25 protein-coding genes are annotated in these 26,725 nt (G+C 68.4%); 9 read left to right on the top strand and 16 right to left on the bottom strand.

All coding sequences use genetic code 11. The features are described 5' to 3' along the window. Nucleotides 1–43 precede the first annotated feature (43 nt). Entirely contained in the window at nucleotides 44–733 is a 690-nt protein-coding gene (phoU, locus tag EGT67_RS21200; protein WP_127918085.1) for a phosphate signaling complex protein PhoU, read from the top strand. A 52-nt stretch (nucleotides 734–785) separates the two neighbouring features. Here the strand turns inward: phoU and EGT67_RS21195 are convergent, their stop codons facing one another. The 3 genes from EGT67_RS21195 to EGT67_RS21185 all read right to left on the bottom strand — a co-directional run bounded on the left by EGT67_RS21195 (nucleotide 786) and on the right by EGT67_RS21185 (nucleotide 5,545). After that, nucleotides 786–1,514 (bottom strand): ABC transporter ATP-binding protein, encoded by a 729-nt coding sequence (locus EGT67_RS21195; RefSeq protein WP_206612455.1) that lies wholly within the window; start codon nucleotides 1,512–1,514, stop codon nucleotides 786–788. Further along, nucleotides 1,511–4,258, bottom strand: a complete 2,748-nt coding sequence (locus tag EGT67_RS21190; RefSeq protein WP_127918084.1) for an ABC transporter permease subunit — start codon at nucleotides 4,256–4,258, stop codon at nucleotides 1,511–1,513. Before EGT67_RS21190 ends, EGT67_RS21195 begins: the two co-directional genes overlap by 4 nt. Before the next feature lie 66 nt (nucleotides 4,259–4,324). Next, entirely contained in the window at nucleotides 4,325–5,545 is a 1,221-nt protein-coding gene (locus EGT67_RS21185; RefSeq protein WP_164877630.1) for an ABC transporter substrate-binding protein, read from the bottom strand. 379 nt (nucleotides 5,546–5,924) lie between these two features. Here EGT67_RS21185 and EGT67_RS21180 point away from each other — a divergent pair, with 379 nt between their 5' ends. Continuing rightward, nucleotides 5,925–6,926, top strand: a complete 1,002-nt coding sequence (locus tag EGT67_RS21180; RefSeq protein ID WP_241566159.1) for an endonuclease/exonuclease/phosphatase family protein — start codon at nucleotides 5,925–5,927, stop codon at nucleotides 6,924–6,926. Here EGT67_RS21180 and EGT67_RS21175 read toward each other — a convergent pair. The 7 genes from EGT67_RS21175 to EGT67_RS21145 all read right to left on the bottom strand — a co-directional run bounded on the left by EGT67_RS21175 (nucleotide 6,911) and on the right by EGT67_RS21145 (nucleotide 13,462). Further along, nucleotides 6,911–7,495 (bottom strand): CHAP domain-containing protein, encoded by a 585-nt coding sequence (locus EGT67_RS21175; protein WP_241566158.1) that lies wholly within the window; start codon nucleotides 7,493–7,495, stop codon nucleotides 6,911–6,913. The genes EGT67_RS21180 and EGT67_RS21175 overlap by 16 nt on opposite strands. 60 nt (nucleotides 7,496–7,555) lie before the next feature. Next, entirely contained in the window at nucleotides 7,556–8,332 is a 777-nt protein-coding gene (pstB, locus tag EGT67_RS21170; RefSeq protein ID WP_127918081.1) for a phosphate ABC transporter ATP-binding protein PstB, read from the bottom strand. A gap of 95 nt (nucleotides 8,333–8,427) precedes the next feature. Further along, nucleotides 8,428–9,333: a phosphate ABC transporter permease PstA gene (gene pstA / locus EGT67_RS21165; RefSeq protein ID WP_127918080.1), complete on the bottom strand. Its 906-nt coding sequence runs from the start codon at nucleotides 9,331–9,333 to the stop codon at nucleotides 8,428–8,430. 3 nt (nucleotides 9,334–9,336) lie between these two features. After that, nucleotides 9,337–10,389, bottom strand: coding sequence for a phosphate ABC transporter permease subunit PstC (gene pstC / locus EGT67_RS21160; RefSeq protein WP_127918079.1), 1,053 nt, complete (start codon nucleotides 10,387–10,389; stop codon nucleotides 9,337–9,339). Between the two features lie 58 nt (nucleotides 10,390–10,447). Beyond that, nucleotides 10,448–11,575, bottom strand: a complete 1,128-nt coding sequence (pstS, locus tag EGT67_RS21155) for a phosphate ABC transporter substrate-binding protein PstS (RefSeq protein ID WP_127918078.1) — start codon at nucleotides 11,573–11,575, stop codon at nucleotides 10,448–10,450. A 210-nt stretch (nucleotides 11,576–11,785) separates the two neighbouring features. Next, entirely contained in the window at nucleotides 11,786–12,703 is a 918-nt protein-coding gene (gene mshD, locus EGT67_RS21150) for a mycothiol synthase (protein WP_127918077.1), read from the bottom strand. Beyond that, nucleotides 12,704–13,462: a winged helix-turn-helix transcriptional regulator gene (locus EGT67_RS21145; protein WP_127918076.1), complete on the bottom strand. Its 759-nt coding sequence runs from the start codon at nucleotides 13,460–13,462 to the stop codon at nucleotides 12,704–12,706. A gap of 140 nt (nucleotides 13,463–13,602) precedes the next feature. Here EGT67_RS21145 and EGT67_RS21140 point away from each other — a divergent pair, with 140 nt between their 5' ends. The 6 genes from EGT67_RS21140 to EGT67_RS21120 all read left to right on the top strand — a co-directional run bounded on the left by EGT67_RS21140 (nucleotide 13,603) and on the right by EGT67_RS21120 (nucleotide 16,825). Beyond that, nucleotides 13,603–14,385, top strand: coding sequence for an LmeA family phospholipid-binding protein (locus EGT67_RS21140; protein WP_127918075.1), 783 nt, complete (start codon nucleotides 13,603–13,605; stop codon nucleotides 14,383–14,385). Then, nucleotides 14,382–14,864 carry a TlpA family protein disulfide reductase gene (locus EGT67_RS21135; RefSeq protein ID WP_127918074.1) on the top strand — a complete coding sequence of 161 codons (483 nt, stop codon included), beginning with the start codon at nucleotides 14,382–14,384 and terminating at the stop codon, nucleotides 14,862–14,864. The genes EGT67_RS21140 and EGT67_RS21135 overlap by 4 nt, the downstream gene beginning before the upstream one ends. A gap of 22 nt (nucleotides 14,865–14,886) precedes the next feature. Further along, nucleotides 14,887–14,973 (top strand): putative leader peptide, encoded by an 87-nt coding sequence (locus EGT67_RS25640; protein WP_350317252.1) that lies wholly within the window; start codon nucleotides 14,887–14,889, stop codon nucleotides 14,971–14,973. Nucleotides 14,974–15,116: 143 nt separating this feature from the next. Further along, nucleotides 15,117–15,584 carry a DUF4395 domain-containing protein gene (locus EGT67_RS21130; RefSeq protein WP_127918073.1) on the top strand — a complete coding sequence of 156 codons (468 nt, stop codon included), beginning with the start codon at nucleotides 15,117–15,119 and terminating at the stop codon, nucleotides 15,582–15,584. 95 nt (nucleotides 15,585–15,679) lie between these two features. Beyond that, a complete protein-coding gene (locus EGT67_RS21125; protein WP_127918072.1) occupies nucleotides 15,680–16,513 on the top strand; it encodes a sulfurtransferase in 834 nt (277 codons plus the stop codon). Between the two features lie 6 nt (nucleotides 16,514–16,519). After that, nucleotides 16,520–16,825: a DUF1416 domain-containing protein gene (locus tag EGT67_RS21120; RefSeq protein ID WP_127918071.1), complete on the top strand. Its 306-nt coding sequence runs from the start codon at nucleotides 16,520–16,522 to the stop codon at nucleotides 16,823–16,825. A gap of 60 nt (nucleotides 16,826–16,885) precedes the next feature. Here EGT67_RS21120 and EGT67_RS21115 read toward each other — a convergent pair whose 3' ends face one another. Further along, nucleotides 16,886–18,160 carry a cutinase family protein gene (locus EGT67_RS21115; RefSeq protein ID WP_127918070.1) on the bottom strand — a complete coding sequence of 425 codons (1,275 nt, stop codon included), beginning with the start codon at nucleotides 18,158–18,160 and terminating at the stop codon, nucleotides 16,886–16,888. Between the two features lie 261 nt (nucleotides 18,161–18,421). Between EGT67_RS21115 and EGT67_RS21110 the strand changes: the two genes are divergently transcribed. Next, nucleotides 18,422–19,129 carry a heme-binding beta-barrel domain-containing protein gene (locus EGT67_RS21110; RefSeq protein ID WP_127918069.1) on the top strand — a complete coding sequence of 236 codons (708 nt, stop codon included), beginning with the start codon at nucleotides 18,422–18,424 and terminating at the stop codon, nucleotides 19,127–19,129. A gap of 451 nt (nucleotides 19,130–19,580) precedes the next feature. On the opposite strand, the gene EGT67_RS21105 is transcribed toward EGT67_RS21110, so the two are convergent. From EGT67_RS21105 to EGT67_RS21085, 5 genes are all read right to left on the bottom strand, one after another. After that, complete coding sequence (locus EGT67_RS21105; protein WP_127918068.1) at nucleotides 19,581–20,408, bottom strand: hypothetical protein; 828 nt, start codon at nucleotides 20,406–20,408, stop codon at nucleotides 19,581–19,583. 282 nt (nucleotides 20,409–20,690) lie between these two features. Continuing rightward, nucleotides 20,691–22,418: a thiol reductant ABC exporter subunit CydC gene (cydC, locus tag EGT67_RS21100; protein ID WP_127918067.1), complete on the bottom strand. Its 1,728-nt coding sequence runs from the start codon at nucleotides 22,416–22,418 to the stop codon at nucleotides 20,691–20,693. Beyond that, entirely contained in the window at nucleotides 22,408–24,144 is a 1,737-nt protein-coding gene (cydD, locus tag EGT67_RS21095) for a thiol reductant ABC exporter subunit CydD (RefSeq protein WP_127918066.1), read from the bottom strand. Before cydD ends, cydC begins: the two co-directional genes overlap by 11 nt. After that, entirely contained in the window at nucleotides 24,141–25,178 is a 1,038-nt protein-coding gene (gene cydB, locus EGT67_RS21090) for a cytochrome d ubiquinol oxidase subunit II (RefSeq protein ID WP_127918065.1), read from the bottom strand. Before cydB ends, cydD begins: the two co-directional genes overlap by 4 nt. Nucleotides 25,179–25,187: 9 nt before the next feature. Next, nucleotides 25,188–26,705 carry a cytochrome ubiquinol oxidase subunit I gene (locus EGT67_RS21085; RefSeq protein ID WP_127918064.1) on the bottom strand — a complete coding sequence of 506 codons (1,518 nt, stop codon included), beginning with the start codon at nucleotides 26,703–26,705 and terminating at the stop codon, nucleotides 25,188–25,190. Nucleotides 26,706–26,725: the final 20 nt, after the last annotated feature.

Raw genomic sequence — 26,725 nt, 5'->3', positions numbered from 1 at the left:
ACCGTGGTGACTTGGTTTCCGCCACGCCGTAGGCTGTGACCTCATGCGCGTCGCTTACAACGAACAGATGACCGAGCTCGCGGATCTCCTCGGCGAGATGGCGGGCTTGGCCGGGGCGGCCATGGAAAAGGCCACCCAGTCGCTCCTCCATGCCGATCTCGAGCTGGCCGAGCAAGTGATCGGCGAGCACGAGAAGATCACCGAGCTCAGCGTCGTCGCCGAGGAGCGGGCGTTCGCATTGCTCGCGCTGCAGGCCCCGGTCGCGGGCGACCTGCGCTCCGTCGTCAGCGGCATCCAGATCGTCTCCGACATCGACCGCATGGGTGCGCTCGCGCTGCACGTCGCCAAGATCACGCGCCGCCGCCACCCCAACCACGTCCTCCCGGAAGAGGTCAACGGCTACTTCGCCGAGATGGGCCGCATCGCCGTCTCGCTCGGTGCCGGCGCGAGGGAGGTGCTCGAGACCAGGGACCCCGAGCGTGCCGCCAAGCTCCGCGAAGAAGACGACGCGATGGACGACCTGCACCGGCACCTGTTCAGCGTCCTCATGGACCGCGAGTGGCAGCACGGTGTCGCCGCCGCCGTCGACGTGACCCTGCTGGGCCGCTTCTACGAGCGCTTCGCCGACCACACCGTCGAGGTCGCGCGCCGGGTCATCTTCCTCGTCACCGGCAAGATGCCCGAGGAACCGCGCAGCGACGCCGACGACCTGACCACCTACCCCGAACTGTAGAGCCGCACCGGGGGCGTACGCGCCCCCGGTGCTCGGCCTTCCCGGCGAGGTGTCAGGCGCCCTCACCGGACAGGTACGCGCGCTGGACGGCGTCGAGATCGGCCGCGATGTCGGCCGCCGGGCCCTCGAGGATGACCCGCCCGCGACGCATGACGTAGACCCGATCGGCCACCTCGAGCACCTGGCGGACGTGCTGCTCCACCAGCAACACCCCGACACCCTCGGTGGTCGCAGCGTCCCGCACGACGGCGAGCAAACGCGCCACGATCTGCGGCGCCAGGCCCAGCGAGAGCTCGTCGGCCAGGAGCAGTTTCGGTTTGCGGGCCAAGGCGCGGGCGAGCGTGAGCATCTGCTGCTCTCCGCCCGACAGCAGGCCCGCCTGCCGGCGCAACAGACGGCGCAGCTCCGGGAAGATCGCGCACGCGGCGTCCGCGGAAACCCCGGCCAGTCGCAGATTCTCCGCGGTAGTCAGCCCCATGATCACCGAACGCTCCTCGGTGACATAGCTCAGGCCGCGTTTCGACAACTGCGCCAACGACATCCGCTTCGTCTGATCGAGCACTCGGACGGTCCCGGAAATCGGCGCCAGCTCGCCCGCAGCCGTGAGCATCGTCGTGGACTTCCCGGCGCCGTTGGCACCGATCAGTGCGACCACCTCGCCCGCGCGGACCGTCAGGTTCAGGTCCCGGCACACCGCGGCCCCACCGTATCCGGCACTCACGCCGTCGTATTCGAGGACTGTCGTCCGATTCTCGATCGCTGTCTGCACGGTCGTCGTCACGTCGTCACCTCCGTCGTTGCACTGTCGGCGTGCGTTCCCAGGTAGGCCGCCTGCACGCGCTCGTCGGCGGCCACCTCCTGCGGCGTCCCGTCGGCGATGACACGGCCGGCCTCGAGGACCACGACCCGGTCGCACGCGGACATCACCAGGTCCATGTCGTGCTCGATCAGCAGCACACCCGCGCGACGTCGATCCGCGAGCATCCGGATGCCGTCCGCCAGTTCGCGGCTCTCCACCTCGTCCAGGCCCGCCGCAGGCTCGTCCAACAACACCACCGACGGCCCCGACGCGACGGTCCTGGCGATGCCGACGAGTCGCCGTCTGCCGTAGGACAATTCACTCGGAAATGCATCGAGATCCGGGGAAAGCTCGAAGTCGGCCACCGCGGCAGACGCTGTCGGCGAGAACGGATGTCGTCCCGGGCGGATCAGGTCGGTCACCCACGTCTGCCAACCCGCGTCGTCCGCGCCGGCGTGGATGTTCTCGGCAACCGTGACGTCCTCGAACAGTTCGAGCGACTGGAACGACCGCCGCAGGCCCGCTCGAGACCGTCGTGCTGCACTCCATCCGACCACGTCGTCGTCGCCCAGCAGCACCTGGCCATTCGCCGGGGTGACGAACCCCGTCACGGCGTCGATCACGGTCGTCTTACCGGCACCGTTGGGGCCGATGAGCCCCACCACCTGACCGGGTTCCACATCCAGACACACGCCGTCGACCGCCGTCACACCACCGAACCGCACGGTGAGGTCTCGCACCGACAGAGCGAGCGCAGGCACCGGATCGAGGTCGAAGTCCCGCACGGGCGACAGTTCGTGTGCGCGGCGGTGACGGTGCGGTCGGTTCGGACGCAGGCGACGCCTCAGCGCGCCGCCCAGCCGAGACAGCATGTCCGCGAGGCCGTTCTGGTTCGTCAGGAGGATCACGATCAACACGACGCCACCGATCAGCGTCGAGATCACGCCGGTTGCCTCACCGCTCTCCATGAGTCGGCTGAGTAGCGCGCCGGGTGCCAGCAGGGCACCGGCCACCGCGCCGATGACGAATCCCAGACCGCCCGTGACGGCCTGGACGACGGCGTTGATCGACGAGAAGACGTTGAACTCGAAGTAGGTGACCGCAATGTTGCGCAATCCCAACAGGATTCCCGCAACCGCAGCGAGTCCCGCGGCGACGGCGAAAGCGTAGAGCTTGACCGCGAACACGCTGATACCCAACGACGCGGCGGCCCGCTCGTTGGTCCGCACCGCGATCAAGCGTCGGCCGGTGCGGGATCGTCGCAGGTTCGCCACCATCAACGCACTCACCACGAGTACCACGAGGCACAGCAACGCCCAGCGTTCCGGGTGGTTGGTCGCCGAGACGTCGAAGCCCAGCAGGCTCACCTCGTCGATCCGCACCGCGCCCTGCACCTTGTCGCCGGTGAAGGTGGGGTTGTTGAACACCATCTCCTGCACCGTGAATCCGAGACCGAGTGTGACGACGGCCAGGTTCACGCCACGGGTGCGCAGTGCGGGCAACGCGAACAGCACACCCACCACGGTCACCCCGACGACGCTCACGAGCGCGGCCGGGATCAACGGCCAGCCGGCCTGCCCGATGAGCCGGGCGGAGACCAGGGCGCCGAGTCCACCGACGGTGTACTGCGCCAACGACAGCTGACCCGCGAATCCGGTCAGGACCACGATCGAGAGCAGGAACACCGCCGCGGCGAGCGTGGCGGTCAAGGATCGGAGCCAGTCGCCACCGGACACGAGCACCACCACCGCGACCACGGCGACCGCGACGGCGAGCAGTGGCCAGTCGATGCGGCCGGTGCCCAACCGAGGGAGTCGGTCGGCGACGTGGCTGCGCAGCGGCAAGCCTTTACCACGCACGACGAGCACGACCAGGATCACCAGGAAGGGGACCGCACGGTTGATGCCGGTGAGCGTCTCCATCCCCAGCAGGTCACGAATGTCGTCCTGGTAGAGCACCACCACGCTCTCCCCCACGCCCAGTAGCAGTCCGCCGAGCAGGGTGAGCGGGAAGGAGCGGAAGCCGCCCAGCAGCGCCGCGGCGAGGGCCGAGACGGTGACGATGACGACGAACGCGTTGGGCGTCAACCCCGTGAGCGGCGCGACGAGGACGCCGGCCGCGCCCGCGAGGCCGCCACCGACCGTCCACGTCAACGACGCCAGTCGCTGCGGCGACCATCCCAGAGCCGCTGTGGCACGCTCGTTCTCGGCCGCCGCGGTGATCGCCAGGCCGACCCGCGTGAAACGGGTCGCCGCCCACAGCACCGCCGTCGTCACCACTGCGATCCCCAACAGGATCAAGCGGTCCTGCTGCACGACGATGCCGCCCCAGTGGTAGGCGTCGTTCGGCAGGAAGGCGCGCACCCGAATCGACTTCGATCCGTAGTACTGCTGGACTCCGGCCTGCAGGATCACGAGCAGACCGAGCGTGGCAGCGAGCCGGACGATCGGCGCTGCCGTCGCCAACCAGCGCAACACGAGCTGCTGGAACAGGAATCCGATCGCGGCGGCCACCAGGACAGCCACCACGAACGCGGGCCAGAGCGACCAATGTTGCTTGCGCTGGAGGGTTTCCAGGCAGACGTAGGCCGCGACCATCGCGATCGCGCCCTGGGCGAAGTTGACCACGCCGGAACCTCGGTAGACGAGGACGACGCCTTGAGCGAGCAGCGCATACGCCGATCCGGCACCGAGACCGAGAATGGCGAACTGCAGTAGTTCCGTCATGCAAACCTCCGGGGAGACCGAAGCGGGGTCCGGCTGACGGAGCCGGACCCCGCATCGACGGGACTACTACTGGGTGCGCAGGTCGAACATGTTCGGATCGGTCACCACGACGTCGCCGTCGAACGACATCTTGTACATCATCGAGTTCGACACGCGCTGGAAGATGCCGAACGGCTCCACGGCGTTCGGCGTCCACGCGGGCACCAGTCCGGCCATGTCGATGTCCTTGGCGTTCTGGAAGCCCTGCATGACCGACGGTGCGTCGATGGTGCCGAGAGTCTTGGCGACCTCACCGAAAGCGCGGACCGACAGCCACGAGAAGATCTCGGTGCCGTTGAGGTTCTCGCGTGCCAGGTCCTCCTGGTCCGACGCGGACATGTCGTCGAGGAACGGAACCAGACCCGGGAAATCGTCGGTGCTCGACGACGGCGCCGGGACCGGACTGGTGTAGATCGACGAGGTGGCGAAGGTGCCCAGGTTCTGCAGGTCGGCCTGCGTGAAGTTGGTGGCGGGCATGGCGAAGGACAGCTTCGAGCCGAGCTGCTCGAATGCGTCCGCGACCTGGTTGGACTCGGTGGCCGTCAACGCCATCAGCACGCCCTGCGCACCGTTGCGTTCGGCCGCGGCGACGAACTGGGTGTAGTCGGTGGCGCCGGGGCCCACCGCCACCTCGTTGACGATCTCGGCGCCCTTCGCCTGCACGGCCGGGGCGAGCATCTGGCTGAGCATCGCGGCGACCGGGACGTCCGGACGCATCAGCGACAGCTTGGTCTTACCCTGCGCGACCAGCGCGTCGACGTTGGCGTACAGCGTGAGCAGCGAACCCGAGAACGGGGTGAACACGTTGGGCGAGGTGAAGTCGGCCATGTTCATCGGGTTCATGCCGATCCGCGGGATGCCGGCCGTCGTGAGGATCTGCGACACCGACTCCGGCGAGGCCACCGTGAAGTCCGCGAGCGTGGCGGTCACGCCCTCGCTGACCATCTTGTTGGCGCAGTCGACCTCCTTGTTGGGGTCGCCCATCGAGTCGCACTGGACCAGCTCGAGCGGGCGACCGGAGACACCACCGCGGTTGTTGAGCGCCTCGATCGACGCGGTCATGCCGGCACCCATGTTCGCTACCGACAGGCCGCCGGCCTGCATCGAGAGGATCTGACCGACCTTGATCGGCTCGCCGGTCGCGGGATTCTGGGCCGGGTCGGCGGAACTGTCGTCACTGCATCCCGAAGCGACGAGGCCGACGGCGGCGAGGGCGGCAATGGCCGGAGCAAGGTTCTTCAGTTTCACGTGATGTCCTTCTCGATAGGCGCTGCACATCCGGACAAAGTCGCGACCGTCCAGCTACGCCGTTCCCCTCGGCGTCGCTCGGCGTCCCGTCCAGCTTGCTGCACGAGCGTAATCAAACTTTGAGCAATGTTTGGGCGATTCAGACAATCACACGAAGGTCCGGGTAGACCAGCCCGGCAGGGAAACAAGTCACCGGTTGACGCCCGCCTGGCTACCTGTCAATTAGCTCTTTTGACACCCGCCCAGCCACCTGTCAATCAGGTGGCTGACACCCGTCCAGCCACCTGTCGATCAGCTGGTTGACACACCTCTAGCTACCTGTCAATTACCCGCTCGACGAGACCGCGCCCCTCGGTCCGGAAGCGGGCATGATCGAGTGGTGATCGACAGCCGGACGGCCCGGACGACGGCCGGAGTATTCGCCGCGACCTGCTGTGGGCTGGGCGCCGCGGGCCTCGTCGCCTCGATCGTGAACGTGGAGAACCGCTTCGTCGTCCTGCTGGCCGCGCAGACACCGCTACTACTGGTGATCGCGATGGTCGGCGCGGTCGTCGCCGCGTTCGCCGAACGGTGGATCGCCGAGGCGGCGTGCCTCGTCGTCTGCGCGCTGGGCGCCTGGATGCTCAGCCCGCTCTACATTCCCGGTGCCCCCGGCATCTCACCCGACACCGCGACGGGACCGACGGTGCGCGTCATGCAAGCCAACATCAAAGTGGGACAGGCGGATCCGTCGGCGCTGGTGCGCACCGTCCGCGACCGGGACATCGACGTCCTCACCGTCCAGGAACTCACCGACGAGTCCATCGCGGGACTGCACGCGGCCGGACTCGACGACCTCCTGCCGCACCGGTTCGTGGTGTCGTACGGGCCCGGCGGGGAGGGCGGCGGGATCTACAGTCGCTTACCGCTGTCGAACACCCGCAATCTCGACAGCTTCCTGTCCGCCAACCTGTCCGCGGACCTCGACGTCGGACTGCGAGAACCATTGGTCCTGTTCGCCGTTCATCCCGCGCCCGCCTACCTGTTCCCCGCACCCGTGTGGGCGGCCGAGCTACGCAAACTGCACTCCGAGTTCGAGTCGAGCGCCGTGCGCGACAACGTCGTCGTGAGCGGGGACTTCAACGCAAGCTACACCCAGCGCCAGTACCGGGCGCTGCTCACCGACGGATACGCCGACGCCGCAGACCAACTGGGCGCCGGACTGGTGCCCACGATGCCGGCCGGTCGGCGGATCCCCGCGCTGATCGGCATCGACCGGATGATCACCAAGGGGGCGGTCGCGACCAGGCTGGAGCGCATCGACATCGCCGGCTCCGACCACCACGGGCTGGTGGTCGACGTCCGCCTGACGAATCCTGTTGCCGCTCAGAGCACGCCGTAGCCGAGGAGCTCCGGCACGTCCGCCACCGCGAAGCGGTGCACCTTGATCGCGTCGGCCTCGTTACCGCCGACGGTGGTGAGGGTGCCCGCGTCGTAGTCGATCACGAAGTTGGTGTGCTGCCCGAAAGGGCTCGACGGCGCGTACAACGCGACGTCGCCGGTCCGCGGGACGTAACCCGAGTCGACAGGCCGGAAGCGCCCGACCGATTCGTAGTACTCCTGCAGTGTGTAGACCCCGGGAATCCGCCACGACCCCGAATTCGGGTTCGACAAGGGCTCCCCGACCTCGCGCAGCGTCCAACTGACGAAGTCGGCACACCACGATTCCTCGGCGCCCTCGGAGTACTTCGTTCCGGACGGCTGCGCGTCGAACTCGGTTCGCACGACGTCGACTATCCGCGCCCGGGTGGGGTCGAGGGCGGACCCGTCGACCGTCGGGAAGGACCGTAGTTCGGCGCCGACGATGGCACCCCCGCGCCACGGCGCCCACCAGACCAGGCCCACGACGACCATGATCACGACAGCGCACCCGAGCGCCGCGACCCGTCCCACCCCGCTCTTCGACGACACCGTCCCACCCCTCCCTCCAGCCGGAGCAGCCAGCGTAGCCGGAGGGGTTCCGGGACGGGATCAGCCGAAGCGGCCGGAGATGTAGTCTTCGGTGGCCTTCTTCGTGGGGTTGGAGAAGATCTTCTCGGTGTCGTCGATCTCGATGAGCCGACCCGGCTTGCCGGTGGCTTCGAGGTTGAAGAACGCCGTCTGGTCGCTCACGCGCGCCGCCTGCTGCATGTTGTGCGTGACGATGACGATCGTGAAGTCCTGCTTGAGCTCGGTGATGAGGTCCTCGATCGCGAGCGTGGAGATGGGGTCCAGCGCCGAGCACGGCTCGTCCATGAGCAGCACGTCCGGCGAGACCGCGATCGCGCGGGCGATGCACAGACGCTGCTGCTGACCGCCCGACAGGCCGCCGCCCGGCTTGTCGAGGCGATCCTTGACCTCGTTCCAGAGGTTCGCGCCGCGCAGCGACTGCTCGGCGATCTCGTCGAGCTTCTTCCTGTCCCGCACGCCCTGGAGCTTGAGCCCGGCCACGACGTTGTCGCGGATGGACATCGTGGGGAACGGGTTGGGCCGCTGGAACACCATGCCGATGGTCTTGCGGACGCCGACCGGGTCGACGTTCGAGCCGTAGATGTCCTCGCCGTCGAGGAGAACCGAGCCCTCCACCCGGGCACCCGGCGTCACCTCGTGCATGCGGTTGAGCGACCGCAGCACCGTGGACTTGCCGCAGCCCGAGGGGCCGATGAACGCGGTGACGCTGCGCGGGGGCACCGACAGCCCGACATCGGCGACGGCGTGGAACTTGCCGTAGTAGATGTTGACGTCCTTGAGATCCAGACGCTTGGCCATTCAACGGCTCCCTACTGGTGTGAGCGTCAGCTCGAGTATCTGCTTGCGAGGTTCGGGGTGTGCGGTGATTGCGTGGATCGCCGCGCGTTCGGTGCTCACTTGTTGCGCACCGTGGTGAAGTGACCGATCACCTTCGCGACGATGTTGAGGATCGCGATCAGCAGGATGAGCGTCAGCGCCGCACCCCAGATCCGGTTGGAACCGGCGTCGGTCGGATTGTTCATCTCCGCGACCATCACGCCGGGCAGCGTGCCCATCTCTCCACCGAACAGGTTGAAGTTGATGAACGGCGCGTAGCCCACCAGGATCAGCAACGGTGCGGTCTCGCCGAGCACGCGGGCCAGGGCGAGCATGACGCCGGTGATGATGCCGGGCAGCGCGGTGGGAACGACGATGCGCGCGATGGTCTTCCACTTCGGCACGCCCAGCGCGTACGACGCCTCGCGCAGGTCGTTCGGCACGATCCGCAGCATCTCCTCCGTGCTGCGGACGACGACCGGGACCATCAGCAGGACCAGGGCGAGCGAGACCGCGAAGGCCGACTTGGGGAAGCCGAACGTCGCGATCCACAGCGCATAGATGAACAGCGCGGCCACGATCGACGGGACACCCGAGAGGATGTCGACCATGAAGGTCGTGAGCTTGCCGAGACGCGAGTTGCCGGCGTACTCGACGAGGTAGACGGCGACGAACAGGCCGAGCGGAACCGCGAGCACGGCGCACACCAGGCCCTGCATCAGGGTGCCGATGAGGGCGTGGTAGATGCCGCCGCCCTCGGCGGACGCGGAGAGCCCACTCAGCGAGTGCGTGAACCACGTCTGCGACGTGATGGCCGGCAGGCCCTTGGCGATCACCGTCCACAGCACCCACACCAGCGGGACCAGCGCGATGAGCACGGACAGGGTGACCAGCACCGTCGCGGTGAGGTCGGTGAACCGGCGGCGGAACCCGACGCCCTGGAACGCGGGCGCCTTGATCGGCTTGTCGAGAACGCTGGTCATCGGTCAGTCCCGCTTTCCGGCGATCGCGGCGCGTGCGGCCGCGTTGACCACGAAGGTGAGCACGAAGAGGACCAGGCCGGCGGCGATGTAGGCGCCCGCCTGGATGTCGTTGTTGAATTCGGCGTATCCGAGCGCGATCTTCGACGCGATCGTCGATCCGGAATCGTTGAGCGAGAGCCACGAGGCCGGCGCCGACGTGGTCCGCAGGATCATGTAGAGCGCCATCGTCTCGCCGAGCGCGCGACCGAGACCGAGCATCGAACCGCTGATGTAGCCGGACTTGCCGAACGGAATGACTGTGGTGCGCACCACTTCCCAGCGCGTTGCGCCGAGCGCGAGCGCGGCCTCGACGTGGGCCTTGGGGGTCTGCGCGAACACCTCGCGGGTGACCGCGGTGATGACCGGCAGGATCATCACCGCCAGGACGATGCCCGCCGTGAAGACGGTGCCACCGCCGCGGATCGAACCGGTGCCGTCCGAGAAGAACGGGATCCAGCCGAGATGTTCGTTGAGCCACATCGCGACCGGCGCGGCGGCGGGCGCGAACACCAGCAGACCCCACAGGCCGTAGACGATCGACGGCACCGCGGCCAGCAGATCGATGACGTAGGCGAGTGGGCGTGCCAGCCGCTTGGGGGCGTACTCGGTGAGGAAGATCGCGATACCCAACGCGACGGGCATCGCGAGGATCAGCGCGAACACCGAGACCTTCACCGTCGTGATGAACAGGTCCAGCACACCGAACGCCATGTTGTCGATGTCGGTGGTGTCCCACACCCGACTGGTGAGGAAGTTGGCCTCATTGCGCTGCAACGCCGGGACCGCGCGCCAGATCAGGAAGATACCGACGGCCGCGACGAGCAGCGTGATGAAGACCGCGGACCCGGACGCCAGCGAGCCGAAGATCCGGTCCGCCGGACGGGTGACCGTCTTGCTCTTCGTTTCCTGTGGGGAAGTGATCGGGGCCTCCGGAATGCCATTCGGACCGCCCACCCCGGCCCCGCCGTCCGCGGGGCCGGAGGCGCGTGGTGTCGACCGTGTGCTCGCGTCAGTCATCTGCGCTCACATTCTCTGTCTGAATATAGATGGGCGGTCCGAGTGGCGATGGTTCCGATCAGGCGATCGCCGAGATCGATTCGTTGATCTTGGCGCGGAACGACTCCGGCAGCGGCACGTAGCCCTGGTCGGCGAGCGTCTGCTGGCCCTCGTTCGCGGCGCTGGTCAGGAACGACTTCACCGCGGCGGCGGTGGCGGCGTCGTAGCCCTTGGAGCAGACGATCTCGTAGGTCGCCAGGACCAGCGGGTAGGCGCCGGCCTCCTTGGTGCCGTAGATCGACTTGAGGTCGAGGGTGAGGTCACCGGTGCCCGAGCCCTTGAAGGACGCGTTCGCGATGGCCTTGGACGCCGTCTCCTGCGTCAGCTTCACCGGGCCGGCACCCGTGTCGATCTGCGCGGCCGGCAGCTTCTGCTGATCCGCGAACGACTTCTCGACGTAGGTGATCGATCCGGGCGCGGACGCGACGGCCTGCGCGACACCGGCCGAGCCCTTCGCGCCCTCGCCGACGCCACCCTTGAAGTCCGAACCGGCACCCTGGGTCCACGCCCCGTTGGACGACGCCTCGAGGTACTGCTGGAAGTTGTCGCTCGTGCCGGACGAGTCCGAACGCACGATCGGGCTGATCTTCTCGTCCGGCAGCGAGACACCGGGGTTGAGTGCCGCGATGGCGGGGTCGTTCCACTTGGTGATGCCACCGTTGAAGATCTTCGCGGTGGTCTCGCCGTTCAGCACCAGGTCGTCGACGCCGTCGAGGTTGTACGCGATCGCGACGGGGCCGAACACGAGCGGCAGGTTCCACGCGTCGTTGCCGGCGCAGCGCTGCTTGGCCTGCTCGGCCTGGTCACCCTTGATCGCCGAGTCGGAGCCGGCGAAGTCGATCTGGTTCGCGATGAACTGCGTGCGTCCGTCACCCGAGCCGCTGGGGTTGTAGGCGACGTTGACGGACTTGCTCTTCTGCTGGCACGCCGCGATGTAGGTCGAGGTGAACTCGTCCATCGCGTTCTTCTGGGCGGACGAACCGGCGCCGGAGAGCTTGTCCTTGCCCTCGCACGACGCGGTCGAAGCCGACGTGTCGACGGTCGTGGATGCGGCGTTGTTGTCGCTGCCGCATGCCGTGAGGGACATGGCAGTCACGGCTCCGACGGCCACCACTCCGAGCAGTGCGCCTTTACGCTCGAGATTCACCCTTGTCCTCCGCTGTTCTAGCGTCTCGCCCGTGGTCGGGCGGCATGGGAGGCGCGGCTCCGGACCGGATCGCGCCGGGCGGCCATCTGCCACCCAAGCCAGAAAGCTAGGGGCGCCCGGTAGCCAACTGGACCCCGTTCGGTGAACGGAAGATGAACTCCCAGCAGAAATCTTCGGAGGCGTGGATCACACAGGCCGGAATGGGCCCGATCAGTCCCCGGCGGCGTAGGCGACGTCGACGTGGAACCGCTCGAACCCGAGCCGTTCGTACGTGTGCAGAGCAGTGGTGTTGTCGCCCTCGACGTACAGCAGCACGGTGCCGAGCCCACGGTCGCGCAGATGGTGCAGGCCCGCGAGCGTGAGAACGCGACCGAGACCGCGACCCTGCGCGTCGGCGTCGATCCCGACGACGTACACCTCCCCGAGCGCGGGGTTGCCGTTCTCCGGCGCGTGCACCTTGGTCCAGTGGAATCCGAGGAGATGGTTCGAGTCCCCGGCCGCGTCCTCCGACGGGTACGCGAGGAACAGCCCCTCGGGGTCGAACCACGGCTCGGCCCGACGCTCGTCGATCTCGCGCTGGGTCCACGAGCCCTGCTCCGGGTGCCACGCGAACGCGGCGGCGTTGACCCGCAACAGCTCCGCGTCGTCCTCGGGGCCCCGATACGTCCGCAGCATGACGCCGTCCGGCACCACGACGTCGGGAAGCTCGGGGGTCGTCAGAGATCGCCGCAGCTGGAGCAGTTCACGCGCCCCGACGAGACCGAGCCGACGCGCGACGGCGGACGCCGCCGGCAGATTGCCGTGCGCCCACACGCGGGTCCCCGGGCCGCCGGCCCGCAGCACTTCGGCCACCAGCCGGGTACCGATCCCGAGCCCGCGCGACTCCGGGTCCACGACGACCTCCGCCATGGCCGGGTGCTCGCCGTGGCCGGGCTCGAGCTGGGCGTAACCGACGACGGAGCCGTCGGCGGTGCAGACGAGGTGCCGTGCGGCCCCGGTCCCGGCCACCGCGTGCACGGCCTGCTCGGATACCGGAGCGGTGCCGTCGGCCGTCGCGGCCCGCGCGATGACGCCGTGAACGGCCTCGACCGGCGGTGAATCGATCCAGTCGAGCTGCTGCGTGTCCATCTAATACGCCGATCCGTTGGTGGGTGTCAGGTCCGGGTCGTCCGAGTCCGTCTCGTCGGGTTCGACGGCACCGCCGGAGCGGCCCGTCGGGCGCACCGGGCGCACCGCCTTGTAGCCGACGTTGCGGACCGTCCCGATGAGCGACTCGTACTCCGAGCCGAGCTTGGCGCGCAGCCGTCGTACGTGGACGTCCACGGTGCGGGTGCCGCCGAAGAAGTCGTAGCCCCACACCTCCTGCAGCAGCTGCGCGCGGGTGAACACCCGTCCGGCGTGCTGTGCCAGGTATTTGAGGAGTTCGAACTCCTTGTAAGTCAGATCGAGGGGACGACCCCGCAGTCGTGCGGTGTACGTCCCCTCGTCGATCACCAGCTCACCGAGCGTGATCTTGCCCGCCGATTCCGGACTGGCCACGCCGCCGTTGCGGCCGACCAACAGCCGCAGTCGCGCATCGAGTTCGGCCGGCCCCGTCGTCGGGAGCAGGATGTCGTCCAGGCCCCAGTCCGAGTTCACCGCGACCAGACCGCCCTCGGTGAGCACCGCGACGACCGGGACCGCGGACCCGGTACTGCCGAGCAGCCGGCACAGGCCGCGGGCAGCCGCGAGATCGGTGCGCGCGTCGACGAGCGCCACATCCGCGGACCCTGCCTCGAGCAGGGATGACACTTCCGTCGGTGCCGGGCGCACGGAATGCGCCAGCAACGCCAACGACGGCAGCACCGTCTCCGGATTGGGGTCGGAGGTCAGAAGCAGCAGCTCCACTCAACCTCCCTCTCTTGCGCCGCGAATGCCGGCGAAGGGCCGACACCGAGTGGACCGACGTTCTTGTTCGCGCACAGATTAGCGCGAGATCGCACCTTACCGCCGCACCGGTCCCTGGCAGCGCCGGTAAGAATGGTGTGGTGCGGAAACTGATCATCGGACTGGTGTGCCTCGTCGGACTCGCCGTCGTCGTCGACTTCGGCGCCGCCGCCTATTCCGAATACCGCGTCTCGCGTGCCCTGCGCGAGGGCGGCTCGTTGCCGGCCGACCCCGAGGTCACCATCCACGGCTTCCCGTTCCTGACCCAGGCCTGGAACGGCAAGTACGACAACATCGAGGTCCGCGCCGGACAGGTGCCGCAGGACATGATCGGTGATGTGACGATCGAGGCGACGCTGAACGGCGTGTCGGTTCCGGCGTCGTCGCTGCTGGACGGCTCCGTCCACGAGGTTCCCGTCGAGCATCTCGAGGGCCGGTTGATGATCGACGCCACCGACCTGGGCAAGTTCCTCGGCATCCCCGACCTGCAGGTTTCCGCGCCGCCGGCCGACAAGTCGGACGGCACCGGCGGGTCCGGCGGATCCGGATCCCCGACCACCGGCGGCATCGTGTTCACCGGAACCGTGCCGGTGGGTCCGCTGCAGAAGACGGTGAGCGTGCAGGCCGACCTGGTGCTGCGCGGTGAGCAGTTGATGATCGTCGCGACCGATTTCTACTTCGGTCCCGAGGGCGAGGCCGACTTCACGGTGCCCACGCCGCTGCGGCAGGGTGTGCTCGACCTCTTCACGAAGACGATCGACCCGCAGGCGCTCCCGTTCGGGGTCATGCCCACCGACGTGTACGCCGAGGGCTCGCGGATCGTGATCGAAGGATCGGGCGACAACCTGGTCATCAACCTGGACGAATTGCAGGCGCAGCTGTGACCGCTCTCCTCATCCTGGCCGTCGCGCTGGTCGCCACCCTCACGGTCGGACTCGCCCTGCGCAGCCGCTCGGGCAAGGTCCGGGCGTCCGCTCCGGTTCCGACCGCGGCGGTCGACGACGAGCGTCTCACTCGCCTCGCGGAGGCCGGGGTCACCGCAACCGGGCGACCGATCGTGCTCCACTTCTCCGCGGACTGGTGCGGCCCGTGCGCCGCGGTGCGGCGGGTGATCGGGCAGGTCCTCACCAAGCTCGACGCGGGCGTCGCCGACGACTCGGGGCGCCACGCGGCCACCGAAATCGAACTGGATATCGACGAGAATCCTTCCCTGGCAAAGACTCTCGGCGTCCTGTCGCTGCCGACCACGTTCATCCTCGACGGCGAACTGACCGAACGCTTCCGCATCTCGGGCGTGCCGTCGGCCGCGGACCTCGAGGCGGCCCTCGCCCCCCTCCTCGAATCCGGGCACCCCAAATCCTGAAAAACCAGGTACGCTGCACCACGTGTACGCCAACCACGAGCTGATGCTCACCCGTCGCCGCGCAGTCGACCTGTGCCGCCTCGGTGGTTGTTGCTGTCCCTGCTGTTGATCACACAGACGGTCGATTCCTCTCTGTACCAGCGTTCTCGCTGACGGTCCCCGTCCGTGATCGGTGAAATCCCGAAATCCGGTCCTTGCCGCGTCGTCGCACCGGCATGTCACAGCACTCGGTAACCCGCAGGAGCACTTCCGATGTCCACACCCACACTCGAGATTCAGCAGGTCGACGTGCGCGGCCCGCGGTTCGCCGCGTGGATCACCACCGCCGTTCTCGTCGTCGTGCTGGCCCTGTCCACGGTCTCCGCCCTCGCCGCCGGGCTGTTGCTGGCCGTTCAGGCCGTCGTGTTCGCCGTCGGCGCCGTCGCCGGACCGCGTCGCAGCCCGTACGGGCAGCTGTTCGCGCGCCTCGTCGCACCGCGGCTCGGCCCGACCGTCGAACGCGAGCCCGTCCCGCCGCTGCGGTTCGCCCAGCTGGTGGGCCTGGCCTTCGCGGCCGTCGGCACCATCGCGTTCCTCCTGGGCGCCGGCGTGGTCGGCGGAATCGCCACCGGCTTCGCACTGTTCGCGGCACTGCTCAACGCCGCGTTCGGCATCTGCCTCGGCTGCCAGATCTATCCGCTGGTCGCACGGCTCCGCGGCGCGACGCCGCACCCGGCCTGACCGGCACCACAGCATCTCCACCCGCACGGGTCTCACACCCGCGCAGCGTTCCCACGCTTGTCTCGCACGCCGTACCGAACCCGAAAGGACAACCCATGGCTCGCTCCGACGTCCTGGTCTCCGCAGACTGGGCCGAAGAGAACCTCAACGCCCCCAAGACCGTCTTCATCGAGGTCGACGAGGACACCGCCGCGTACGACGGTGGCCACATCGAGGGCGCGATCAAGCTCGACTGGCGCAAGGATCTGCAGGACGGCGTCCGCCGCGACTTCCTGAACCAGGAGCAGTTCTCCTCCCTGCTGTCCGCGAAGGGCGTCGCCAACGACGACACCGTGGTGCTCTACGGCGGCAACAACAACTGGTTCGCCGCGTACGCGTACTGGTACTTCAAGCTGTACGGCCACAAGGACATCAAGCTGATCGACGGCGGCCGCAAGAAGTGGGAACTCGACGGCCGTCCGCTGTCGAAGGAGACCGTCACCCGTCCGGCGACCGAGTACAAGGCCGCTGCCGCCGACACCTCGATCCGCGCCTTCCGTGACGACGTGATCGCCGCGATCGGCTCCGCGAACCTGGTCGACGTCCGCTCCCCCGACGAGTACTCGGGCAAGATCCTCGCTCCGGCGCACCTGCCCCAGGAGCAGGCGCAGCAGCGCGGCCACGTCCCCGGCGCCATCAACATCCCGTGGAGCACCACCGCCAACGAGGACGGCACCTTCAAGTCCGACGCGGACCTCGCGAAGCTGTACGCGGACAAGGGCTTCGACGAGACCAAGGACACCATCGCCTACTGCCGCATCGGCGAGCGCTCGAGCCACACCTGGTTCGTGCTGCAGGAGATCCTCGGCAAGCAGAACGTGAAGAACTACGACGGCAGCTGGGTCGAGTACGGCTCACTGGTCGGCGCACCGATCGAGTTGGGAGCATAGAGAGTTATGTGCGGAGCACCTGTTCAGACCCAGACCCTGCCCGCGGGCGTGAACGTCGAGAAGGAAACCGTCATCACCGGCCGCGTCCTGGCCGCTGACGGCCAGCCGGTGGGCGGCGCCTTCGTCCGCCTGCTCGACGGCACCGACGAGTTCACCGCCGAGGTCGTCGCGTCCGCGACCGGCGACTTCCGTTTCTTCGCCGCACCCGGCACCTGGAAGGTCCGTGCGCTGTCGAGCACCGGCAACGGCGACGTGACGATCAGCCCGGACAGCGCCGGCGTCTACGCCGTCGACGTGACGGTCGCCAAGTAGGCCGACGCCCGAATACCCGTGGGGCCCACTCCGAATCGGAGTGGGCCCCACGTCGTTTCGTCAGGAGCCGGACGATCCGCCCGAACCGGCCGGTGCCGGGGTGTGCGGGGTGTCCTCGGTCGCCAGACCGCTGATCCAGTCGACGAGCCGCTCGCTGTCCCCGAACAACGGCTCGGGGCCGGGAAGCCAGTACAACAGGTGCTGGACCGCGCCCAGGAAGATGTACGGCCCCAGCACGAGGTCGACGAGCCCCCGGTTGTCCTCGACGAATCCGGCGCCCTCCGCGGCCAGCTTCGCGCGGACGACGTCGGCACCCGGGCCGCGCGCCCACGCGTCGAGTGCCGCGATGCGCTCGGGCGTGGCCGCCGCCGTCGCGGCGTCGTCGCGATACGTCTGGTCCGCGACCATCCGCAGCACGTCGAGCAGCGACTCGTCGGACGTGAACCAGTTCTCGCGCGTGACGATGTGCGCGATCGCCCGGGCCGACATGTCCGACACGACGCGACCGAAGTCGGCGAACGTCTGCACCGGGTTGAGCAGCGTGAACCGCATCTGTCCGAGGACCCCGAGCGCGAGTTCGAGGACCGCGATGTCCGGCGGGGCGTCGCACGCGATGTCGTACGGACGGCAGTCGTAGAGGATCTTGCCCTCGAGAGCGCCGTAGTCGGCCGGCTCCGACGACATGAACCCGCCGCCGGGCGGTCCCGGCTCCCCCAGCGACGGGGTGCCGGCGGGCCGGTACGGATCGCCCACGAGCGCCACACCCGCGATGTCGTCGGCCGTGACCGTCGCCGAGGCGTCGCGGTGGCCGAGTTCGCGGGCGACCCGCTCGGCGACCTCGGCACCGACGCTGTACCCGAGCAGGACGAACCGGGTGGCGTCGCCGCACTGCGCCTTCTTCTCGTCGAGAATGCGGTTCGTCGACGCCACACCCGCCGCCATCGAGTCCTGATAGGTCGGCACGTCCTCGAGCACACCCACGCCGTACGTCGACGGGTACGGCACGTACATCCAGCCGACGGTGCCCGGCTGGTCCCGGTTGGCCTCACCGAGCGGGACGGTGACGTTCGAGAGCCAGTTGGCCCAGGGGACGCGTTCCTTGTCGTCGAAGGGATCGCGGTCCACGGTCGAGTCGGTGGCCCCGGACACCGCGAGCACGAGAACGTCGGGACAGCCGTCGCCGTAGTTGTCGGGGTTCTTCACCGGACCTTGCCCCGAACCCGAACCCGAACCCGACGAGCCGGCGCTCTCGGCGGCGGCGGGAACCGCCGTCACGAACAGCGACGCCGCGGCGACCGCCCCTGCCAGCGCGGCCACCATCCCCCGACGACCCATCGACACCTCCGACTGTGTGCACCCACGCAGGTGTGACAGTGCACGTTTCATTCGTTGTTTCGGGAGCACCGTACTACCGCGATCGGGGCATCGATCGGTATTCACCCAGATGGCAGGGCGGACCACCGATTTCAGACGATCCGGGGGTCGGGTCTAAGATGACCCCGTGGTCATTTTCTTCGAGGTTCTTCTTGTCCTTGCCGCCATCCTGATCACCTGGTTCTCGCTGTACGTGGTGTACCGGCTGGTCACCGACAAGCCGTGAGCCAGGATCCGGACGCGGGCCCCGATTCGACGCCTGCGCAGCCTGACGACTCCCAGTCGCACGTTGCCCGAGGCAGCGGCGACCGGGCAGTAGCCGGCGCCGTCGAGCGTGCGAAGGAGACGGCGGGTCGCAACATCGCGAACCTGCCCGACCTGCCGCTTCCCGACGACACCGCGAACCTGCGGTTCGGGCCCGACCTGCATCCCGGCATGCTCGCGCTGCTGCCGTTGGTCGGCGTGTGGCGCGGCGAGGGCGAGGGCCACGATCCGGAGACCGGCGACTATCCGTTCGGCCAGCAGATCGTCGTCTCGCACGACGGCGGCAACTACCTGGCCTGGGAGTCCCGTTCCTGGCGCCTCGACGCCGACGGCGCGTACGTGGGTCCCGATCAGCGTGAGAGCGGCTACTGGCGGGTCGCCGGCGACGGCATCCCCGGCAGCACCAACGAAGAGGTCATCGAACTCCTCCTCACGCACGCCTCCGGCGTCGTCGAACTGTTCTACGGCCAGGCGCTCACGCAGTCGTCGTGGGAACTCGCCACCGACGTCGTGATCCGCAGCGAGTCCGGCGAACTGATCGGTGGCGCCAAGCGCCTCTACGGCATCGTCGAGGGCGGCGACCTGGCCTACGTCGAGGAGCGTGTCGTCGCCGACGGGCCCCTCGAGCCCCGCTTCTCCGCGCGACTCCAGCGCTACGTCGGCTGACACCCCATACACAGCAGCGACCCCCGGGCCCGTCCACTCGACGATGCCCGGGGGCTTCGTTTTGTGGGGGTTCCGACCTGGACGTGATCGGAGGGCTCGGGGGTCGGGTAGCTGCCTGGGATTCGCCAGCCGCGGTGCGGTCAGAGCCGATGGCTCACTCCGCAGGCTCCGCTCACGCGAATTCCGAGAGCATCGTGGCTAGCTGACAGCCACCTCACGTGTCCGTTTGTCATTCAACTTCAGACCACCTCCTTCCTCGTGTACGCCCGAAGCTACGCCCGGCCCGAACAGTCGGCAACGGGTTTTTTCGGCGGAAGTGACCCACGGAACGAACGAGCCCCGTCCTGGACGCTTCCAGGACGGGGCTCGATTCCTTGCTGCAATGCCCTGAACGGGAGTTCACGGCACGTTTTCGCGGTCGGACCGTGTCGTGAATTCCCGTTCGGGGGTATCAGCTGGCGCTCTTGAGCGCGTTGCCGATGATGTCGCCGATGAAGCCGGCAGGGTCGTTGATGATCGCCGAGCCGGCCGAACCGGTGGTGCCACCCTCCGGGTTGGACGAACCGAAGCCCAGGTCGGCCGAACCGGTCGCGGCCGCCTCACCGGGGTTCTGCGAGCGGATCTTGACCCACGCGTTGATGGGATTGAAGTTCTGGGAGCTCCCGAACAGCGAGACGTCGAATGCGACACCACTGTTGTGGACGTTGCCGACCGTGAGGTTGCGCGGCACGAGGTAGGACACCTCGTAGGTCAGCGTCTTGCTGCCGGTGGGCGAGATGAGCCATCCCGCATCCGACACGGTCACCGAGTTGGTGTTCGCGTTGACCTGGGGCGTGACCTTCTCGGTCTTCTGCCCGCCGATCGCGTGCCATGCGGTGACCTGGGCGCTGCCCTGCACGTACGTGAAGCCGGCCGGGTGGTAGTCGGTGATCTTGTTGATGTAGCGCTCGGGATGACCAGTGGTGGAGATCGTGGTCCGGTAGGTGACGACCTGCCCGGGGGCCACGGTGCCGTCACCCACGACGCGCTTCGTGACACGGATGTTGGACGTGTCGCCGGTGCCTTCCTGCGGGTAGCTCTTCCCCGGCTGGGGCACGACACCATCCGATACCGGGGCCGCCGAACTACCGGATCCGAGCGACCCGAGCGAACCGAGCGAACCGAGCGAACCGGTTGCCGGCGCGGCGACGGCCGTGCCCGCTCCGAGTCCGACACCACCCGCGATCACGGCCGCGGCGGCAACGGAGGCCGCGACGCGGCGAGACAGAGGTCGAGACATGTACCAATCTCCTTCGTTCGTCCTGACGAGGGGGAAATCAGGATCAGGTAGAACACGTTCCAGATTCGACCCACCAAAATGCGCATACCTCGCACATTTCGGTGAATGCGATCACATGATGCCACCATTTCGGACGTTCGTCCAAAGATGTAGGGCAGCAGGTAGCAGCACATTTTGTGCGTCGAAATATGTAACAGCCGACGTGGTCTCTACGATTATCGGCCGAAAGTAGAACGCGTTACAGTATCCGCGCATCGGGACCGGTTGGCTCGTTAGCCGTGGTCAGGAGTGTCGCGCCGGGTCGAACCCGACGTGTTCGCTGACACGATCCACCGGTCCTCCCTGCCCTTCGCCGACCGTCACCACCCTGTCCGCGCGCGTCACCGGCGGCAGTTGGTGGGTGACGAGGACCACGGTGCGGTCCGCGTCGACGAGAGTGGAGTCGCGATCGAGCAGCGCGCACAGCATCGCCGACCCGTCCGCGGCGTCGAGGTGCTCGGTCGGTTCGTCGAGCAGGAGCACCTGCGCCGGCGAGACCAGCGCGCGCGCCAGCAGCAACCGTCGACGCTGACCGCCCGAGATTGCCCGCGCCCCGCCGCCCAACGACGTGTGCACCCCGCGCGGGAGCTGGGACACCCACTCCCCCAGCCCCACGGTCCCCAGGACGTCGAGCGCCGCATCCTCCGTGAGGTCGCCGCGGGCGACGCGCAGGTTCTCGAGCACCGACGTGTCGAACACGTGGGCGTCCTCGGCGAAGAAGCCGATCCGGCGGCGCAGGTCGTCCGGCCGGTACCGCTCGATCGGCACACCGTCGGCCGACACGGTCCCGTCGACCGGCGGCAACAGCCCGGCCAGGGTCATCAGCAACGTCGTCTTCCCGGCGCCGCTGGCCCCGACGACCGCGATCCGGCTGCCCGGCGAGACGTCCAGGTCGAGCGCCGCCGTCACGCGTTCGCTGCCCGGCCAGCCGCAGCGCAGTTCCCGGGCCCGGAGGTGACCGGGACCGGCCGGCACCTCGGTACCTGCGGGCTGCGGTTCACCGGCCTGGTCGAGGAGGGCGAGAATCCGCCCCGACGCGATCCGGGCCCGGGTGAGCGCGATCGCGGCCGCGGGCAGCGTTCCCGTCGCCTCGAACGCTGCGAGCGGAACGAGCACGAGGATCGCCAGCGACATCGGCGTCATCGCGCCCGGAGCCCCGCCGTCCGGTCCGTAGAGCGTGATGCCGATCAGCAGGGACCCCAGCACGCTCGCCCCGATCGCGAGCGGCGTCGCGGCCGCCGCGAACGCCGCCGACATCGTGGCCCGGTCGGTGGCGCGGACGGCGTCCCGGTTCGCGTTCTCGGCGCCGGCCAGCACGTCGTCCAACCGGCCGGCCACCCGCAGTTCGGCGGCATGGTCGAGCGCGGTCACCGCGGTCTCGCTGAACAGTGCCGTCGCGGCGGCACTCTCCGACTCCGCCAGGCTCGCGGCCCGCGCCGACAGCCACGGCGCCAGCACCCCCGACACGGCGAGCGCCACCGCGAGCACCACCGCGGCGGCCGGCGAGATCAACCCGAGCAGCACCACCGCGGACAGGGCCAGGATCACCGCAACGGCGATCGGGATGATCGCCCGCACCACCACGTCGCCGAGCGCATCGACGTCGGCGCCGGTGCGCGCCAGCAGGTCTCCGCGGCGCAGACCCGCCGCGGCGGCGGGATCGCCGTCGGCGAGACGGCGATAGATCATCGTCCGCGCCGACGTGGTGCCGCGCAGCGCGGCGTCGTGCGTCGCCAGGCGCTCGAGGTAGCGGAAGACGCCGCGGGAGATACCGAGAGCACGCACCGCGACCACCGCGACCGACAGGTCCAGCACGGGCGGCATCTGCCACGCGCGGGTGATCAGCCAGGCCGACAGCGCCGCCAGCGCGAGCGCGCTCCCGAGCGTCGCCACGCCCGCGGCGATCGCGGCGAGCACGCGCCGCGGCTGCAGATCCAGGAGGCGTATCGCCCGCAACAGATCACGATTCATGGGGCGCACCGACTTCCTGACGGGCCTCGACCTCGAGCACCCGGTCCCCGGCGGCGATCACGCTCGGCCGGTGACCGACCACGACAACCGTGCGGCCGGTTCGGGCGAGTGCCCGCAACGACGTCAACACCGTCCGTTCGGTGTCGTCGTCGAGGTGCGCGGTCGGTTCGTCGAGCAGCAACACGGGCCGCGGCGACGCGAGCAGACGGGTGAGGGCCAGCCGCTGCCGCTGGCCGAGTGACAGTCCCAGTCCCCCGGCGCCGACCTCGGTGTCCCAGCCACGCGGCAACTCCCGCAGCACGGCGTCGAATCCGGTTGCCCGGCAGGCCTGCCGGACCTCGTCGGAGTCGGGGTCGACGTCGCCGACGAGCGCGAGGTTCTCCACCAGCGTTCCCGGAACGAGCACCGGATGCTGCGGAAGCCAGGCGATCTGCGCCCACCAGCCGGACGGGTCGAGGTCCGCGACGTCGACGCCGGACACGCGAACCGATCCCTCGTCGGGGGTGGTGAGGCCCAGAACCGTCTGCAACGCAGTCGACTTCCCGGACCCGTTGGCACCGGTCAGCACCGTCACCTCGCCGGGGACGCACCGCGCGTCGAGCCGGTGCGGCGCCGTCCCCGACCGGGATCGCACACTCACACCGTCGAGTTCGACGACGGCGCCGTCCGCCACCACCTCCCCGGTGCCGGACGCGTCCCGGCGCGGCGCCTCGTCGAGCACACCGAACGCCTTGCCTGCGGCGGCGAGCCCGTCCTCGGCGGCGTGGAACTGGGTGCCGACCATGCGCAGCGGCAGGTACACCTCGGGCGCAAGGATGAGCGCGACGATGCCGGGCTCGAGTTCCATGTTGCCGAACACCAGGCGCAGGCCGATGCTGACGGCGATGAGCGCCACCGACAGCGTCGCGAGCAGCTCGAGCACCATCGACGACAGGAATGCCACCCGCAACGACGACATCGTGGTCTTGCGGTGTGCGTCGCCCAGCTCGCGGACCCGCGCGGCCGGGCCGTGTTCGCGGCCCAGGGCACGCAGCGTCGGCAGGCCGGCGATCAGGTCCAGCAGTTGCGCCGACAGCCGGGTGAGGGCGGCGAGCGTCTGCTCGGACTTCCCCTTGGTGAGCAGCCCGATCAGGATCATGAACACCGGGATGAGCGGCAACGTGATCACGACGATCATCGCCGCGGTGAGGTCCTGGAAGGCGATCACCAGGAACGTCGCCGGCGTGAGGGTGGCCGCGAGGATCAGCGCGGGCAGGTAGCCGGTGAGATAGGGCGCGATCGCCCGCACTCCCCGCGTGAGCACGGTCGCGATCTCGTCACGCCGCGGGTCGAGCGTGCGGGGCGGCATCTGCACCGCGGCCTGCAGGACCTCGACCTCGAGCTCCGAGACGACGCGATTGGCCGACCGGTGCGCGTAGCGCGCGTGCAGCCACGCCGCCAGCACCCGCACCGCCACGGCGGCCGCCAGCCACATCAGGTCGGTGCGCCAGTCCGCGATGCTGCGCCGGTCCGAGGTGATCACCCCGGCCAGGATCGTGCCGATCAGGACGGCCGAGACGATCACCATCGCGACGTTGACCGCCGAGAGCACAACCGTGAGGATCAGGTAGCCACGCGCCGACGCCGAGTACTTCCACAGGCGGGGGTCGACCGGACCCCTGGATCCTCCTGCGCGTCGCCCCGCCCGTCGGCGCGCTCGGGCGGGGCGATCGGTCGCTGTACTCATCCGACCTTCGAGGATCCGGCCTTGCGCGGCAGACCGATCGACGGCGGGATGTGCTTGGTGGAGATCCGCTTACGGAACACCCAGTACGTCCAGCCCTGGTAGATCAGCACGATCGGCGTGAGTATCACTGCCGCCCAACTCATCACCGTCAGCGTGTAGTGGCTCGACGACGCGTTCTCGATCGTGAGGCTGTACGCCGGATCGGTCGTCGACGGCATCACGTTCGGGTACAGCGACGCGAACAACAGCACGCTGGTCGCGATCACCGCCAGCGTGGTGAACGCGAACGCCCAACCCTCGCGCTCGGATCGGGTCAGCACCACCACCGCGATCACGGCGATTGCCGCCAACGCCACCAGGATCCACGTCCAGCCCTTGCCGTAGGCCAGCTGGGTCCACAGCACGAATCCGCCCGCGATGGGCACGGTCGGGATGGCGAGCTTCTTCGCGATGTCCGCGGCGTCGATCCGCACGTCGTCGGCGGTCTTGAGTGCAACGAACACCGCACCGTGCAGGGCGAACACCAGTGCCGTCGTGATGCCGCCGAGCAGTGCGTACGGGTTGAGCAACTCGAAGAAGTTGGACGTCACCTGCTTGTCGGCGTTGATCGCGACACCGCGGACGATGTTCGCGAACGCGACGCCCCACAGCACCGCCGGCACCCAGGAGCCGATCATGATGCCGAGATCGGCCCGCCAGCGCCATTTGTCGTCGTCGATCTTGCCGCGCCACTCGATGGCGACGATCCGCAGGATCAGCGCCACCAGAATGAGCAGCAACGGTAGGTAGAACCCGGAGAACAGCGTCGCGTACCAATCCGGGAAGGCCGCGAACAATGCGCCGCCACCGGTGATCAACCACACCTCGTTGCCGTCCCACACCGGCCCGATCGTGTTGAGGAGGACACGACGACGGGTGTCCGTCTTGCCGAGCACCGGCATCAGCATGCCGACACCGAAGTCGAAGCCCTCGAGCACGAAGTAGCCCGTGAAGAGCACCGCGATGAGGATGAACCAGAATTCCTGCAGTCCCATGACGGTCTCCTAGTACGCGAACGACAGTTGCTCTTCGGGCTCCGGTTCGCCCGGCTCGCCCGGGCCGCCGGTCTTCGGTCTCGGGCCCGCGACCGGCGGATGCAGATCGTGCGGCGACGGCCCCTCGATCGCGTACCGGCGGATCAGGTAGAACCACACGACACCCAGCGCGCCGTACAGCAGCGTGAACACGATCAGCGACGTCCACACCAGCCCCACCGAATGGTCCGAGACGCCCTGGTCGACGGTGAGCCGGATCAGGTCGACGCCGGTCGGATTCGGGTGGACCACCCACGGCTGCCGGCCCATCTCGGTGAAGATCCAGCCGGCGCTGTTGGCGAGGAACGGTGTCGGAATCGCGATGAGGCACAGCCACTTGAACCAGTTCTGGTCCGGCACCCGCCCCTTGCGGGTGACCCACAGCCCGGCCAGCGCCAGCGCCAGCGACCCGGCGGCCAGGCCGATCATCGCGCGGAAGGACCAGTACGTGACGAAGAGGTTGGGGCGGTAGTTACCGGGACCGAACTGCTGCTCGTACTGGGCCTGGAGATCCTCGACGCCCTGCAGCGTCACGCCCTCGAACTTGCCCTCGGCGAGCCACGGCAACACGTACGGCACCTTGAGGACGTGTGTGACGCTGTCGCAGTTGTTGTGGGTGCCGACCGTGAGAATCGAGAAATCCGGGTCGGTCTCGGTGTGGCACAACGACTCCGCAGACGCCATCTTCATCGGCTGCTGCTGGAACATGAGCTTGCCCTGGACGTCACCGGTGTAGATCAGGCCGATACCGGCGATGATCATCACGAGCATGCCCATCCGCGCAGCGGGCCGGAACATCCCGCGCGCGTCCTGGACGAGGGTCTCCGCCTCCGCCGGCTCGGCGGTCTTGGACTTGCGCATGCTGCGCACCATCCACCAACCGGCGATGCCGACGACGAATGTCGACGCGGTCAGGAACCCGCCCGCCACCGCGTGGAAGTAGGCGGCGATCGCGGTGTTGTTGCTCAGCAGCGCCCAGATGCTCTCGAGTTCCGCGCGTCCGGTCTCGGGGTTGTACCGCGCACCGACCGGATGCTGCATGAACGAGTTGGCGACGATGATGAAGTACGCAGAGGCGTTCACACCGATCGCGGCCAGCCAGATCGTCGCCAGGTGGACGCCCTTCGGCAGCCGGGTCCAGCCGAAGATCCACAGGCCGAGGAACGTCGACTCCAGGAAGAACGCGACGAGGCCCTCGAGCGCGAGTGGGGCGCCGAAGACGTCGCCGACGAAGCGGGAGTACTCGCTCCAGTTCATACCGAACTGGAATTCCTGCACGATGCCCGTCGCGACGCCGATGGCGAAGTTGATCAGGAAGAACTTGCCGAAGAACTTGGTGAGGCGATACCAGTGATCCTTCTTCGTGATCACCCACATCGTCTGCATGATCGCGACCAGCGGGGCCAGTCCGATCGTGAGGGGAACGAAGATGAAGTGGTAGACGGTGGTGATGCCGAACTGCCACCGGGAGACATCCAAGACATCCATGGCTACTCCGAAAAGTCGGC

This window comes from Prescottella agglutinans, assembly GCF_004011865.1.
In the GTDB taxonomy this organism is placed as follows: Bacteria; Actinomycetota; Actinomycetes; order Mycobacteriales; family Mycobacteriaceae; genus Prescottella; species Prescottella agglutinans.
This window is presented reverse-complemented; position numbering and strand designations above follow the sequence as displayed.

Coding starts and splice junctions, on each gene's coding strand:
- phoU (WP_127918085.1), top strand. CDS start 44: ATGCGCGTCGCTTACAACGAACAGATGACCGAGCTCGCGGATCTCCTC.
- EGT67_RS21190 (WP_127918084.1), bottom strand. CDS start 4,258: ATGACGGAACTACTGCAGTTCGCCATTCTCGGTCTCGGTGCCGGATCG.
- pstB (WP_127918081.1), bottom strand. CDS start 8,332: ATGGCCAAGCGTCTGGATCTCAAGGACGTCAACATCTACTACGGCAAG.
- pstA (WP_127918080.1), bottom strand. CDS start 9,333: ATGACCAGCGTTCTCGACAAGCCGATCAAGGCGCCCGCGTTCCAGGGC.
- pstC (WP_127918079.1), bottom strand. CDS start 10,389: ATGACTGACGCGAGCACACGGTCGACACCACGCGCCTCCGGCCCCGCG.
- mshD (WP_127918077.1), bottom strand. CDS start 12,703: ATGGACACGCAGCAGCTCGACTGGATCGATTCACCGCCGGTCGAGGCC.
- EGT67_RS21130 (WP_127918073.1), top strand. CDS start 15,117: ATGTCCACACCCACACTCGAGATTCAGCAGGTCGACGTGCGCGGCCCG.
- EGT67_RS21125 (WP_127918072.1), top strand. CDS start 15,680: ATGGCTCGCTCCGACGTCCTGGTCTCCGCAGACTGGGCCGAAGAGAAC.
- EGT67_RS21120 (WP_127918071.1), top strand. CDS start 16,520: ATGTGCGGAGCACCTGTTCAGACCCAGACCCTGCCCGCGGGCGTGAAC.
- EGT67_RS21115 (WP_127918070.1), bottom strand. CDS start 18,160: ATGGGTCGTCGGGGGATGGTGGCCGCGCTGGCAGGGGCGGTCGCCGCG.
- EGT67_RS21105 (WP_127918068.1), bottom strand. CDS start 20,408: ATGTCTCGACCTCTGTCTCGCCGCGTCGCGGCCTCCGTTGCCGCCGCG.
- cydC (WP_127918067.1), bottom strand. CDS start 22,418: ATGAATCGTGATCTGTTGCGGGCGATACGCCTCCTGGATCTGCAGCCG.
- cydD (WP_127918066.1), bottom strand. CDS start 24,144: ATGAGTACAGCGACCGATCGCCCCGCCCGAGCGCGCCGACGGGCGGGG.
- cydB (WP_127918065.1), bottom strand. CDS start 25,178: ATGGGACTGCAGGAATTCTGGTTCATCCTCATCGCGGTGCTCTTCACG.
- EGT67_RS21085 (WP_127918064.1), bottom strand. CDS start 26,705: ATGGATGTCTTGGATGTCTCCCGGTGGCAGTTCGGCATCACCACCGTC.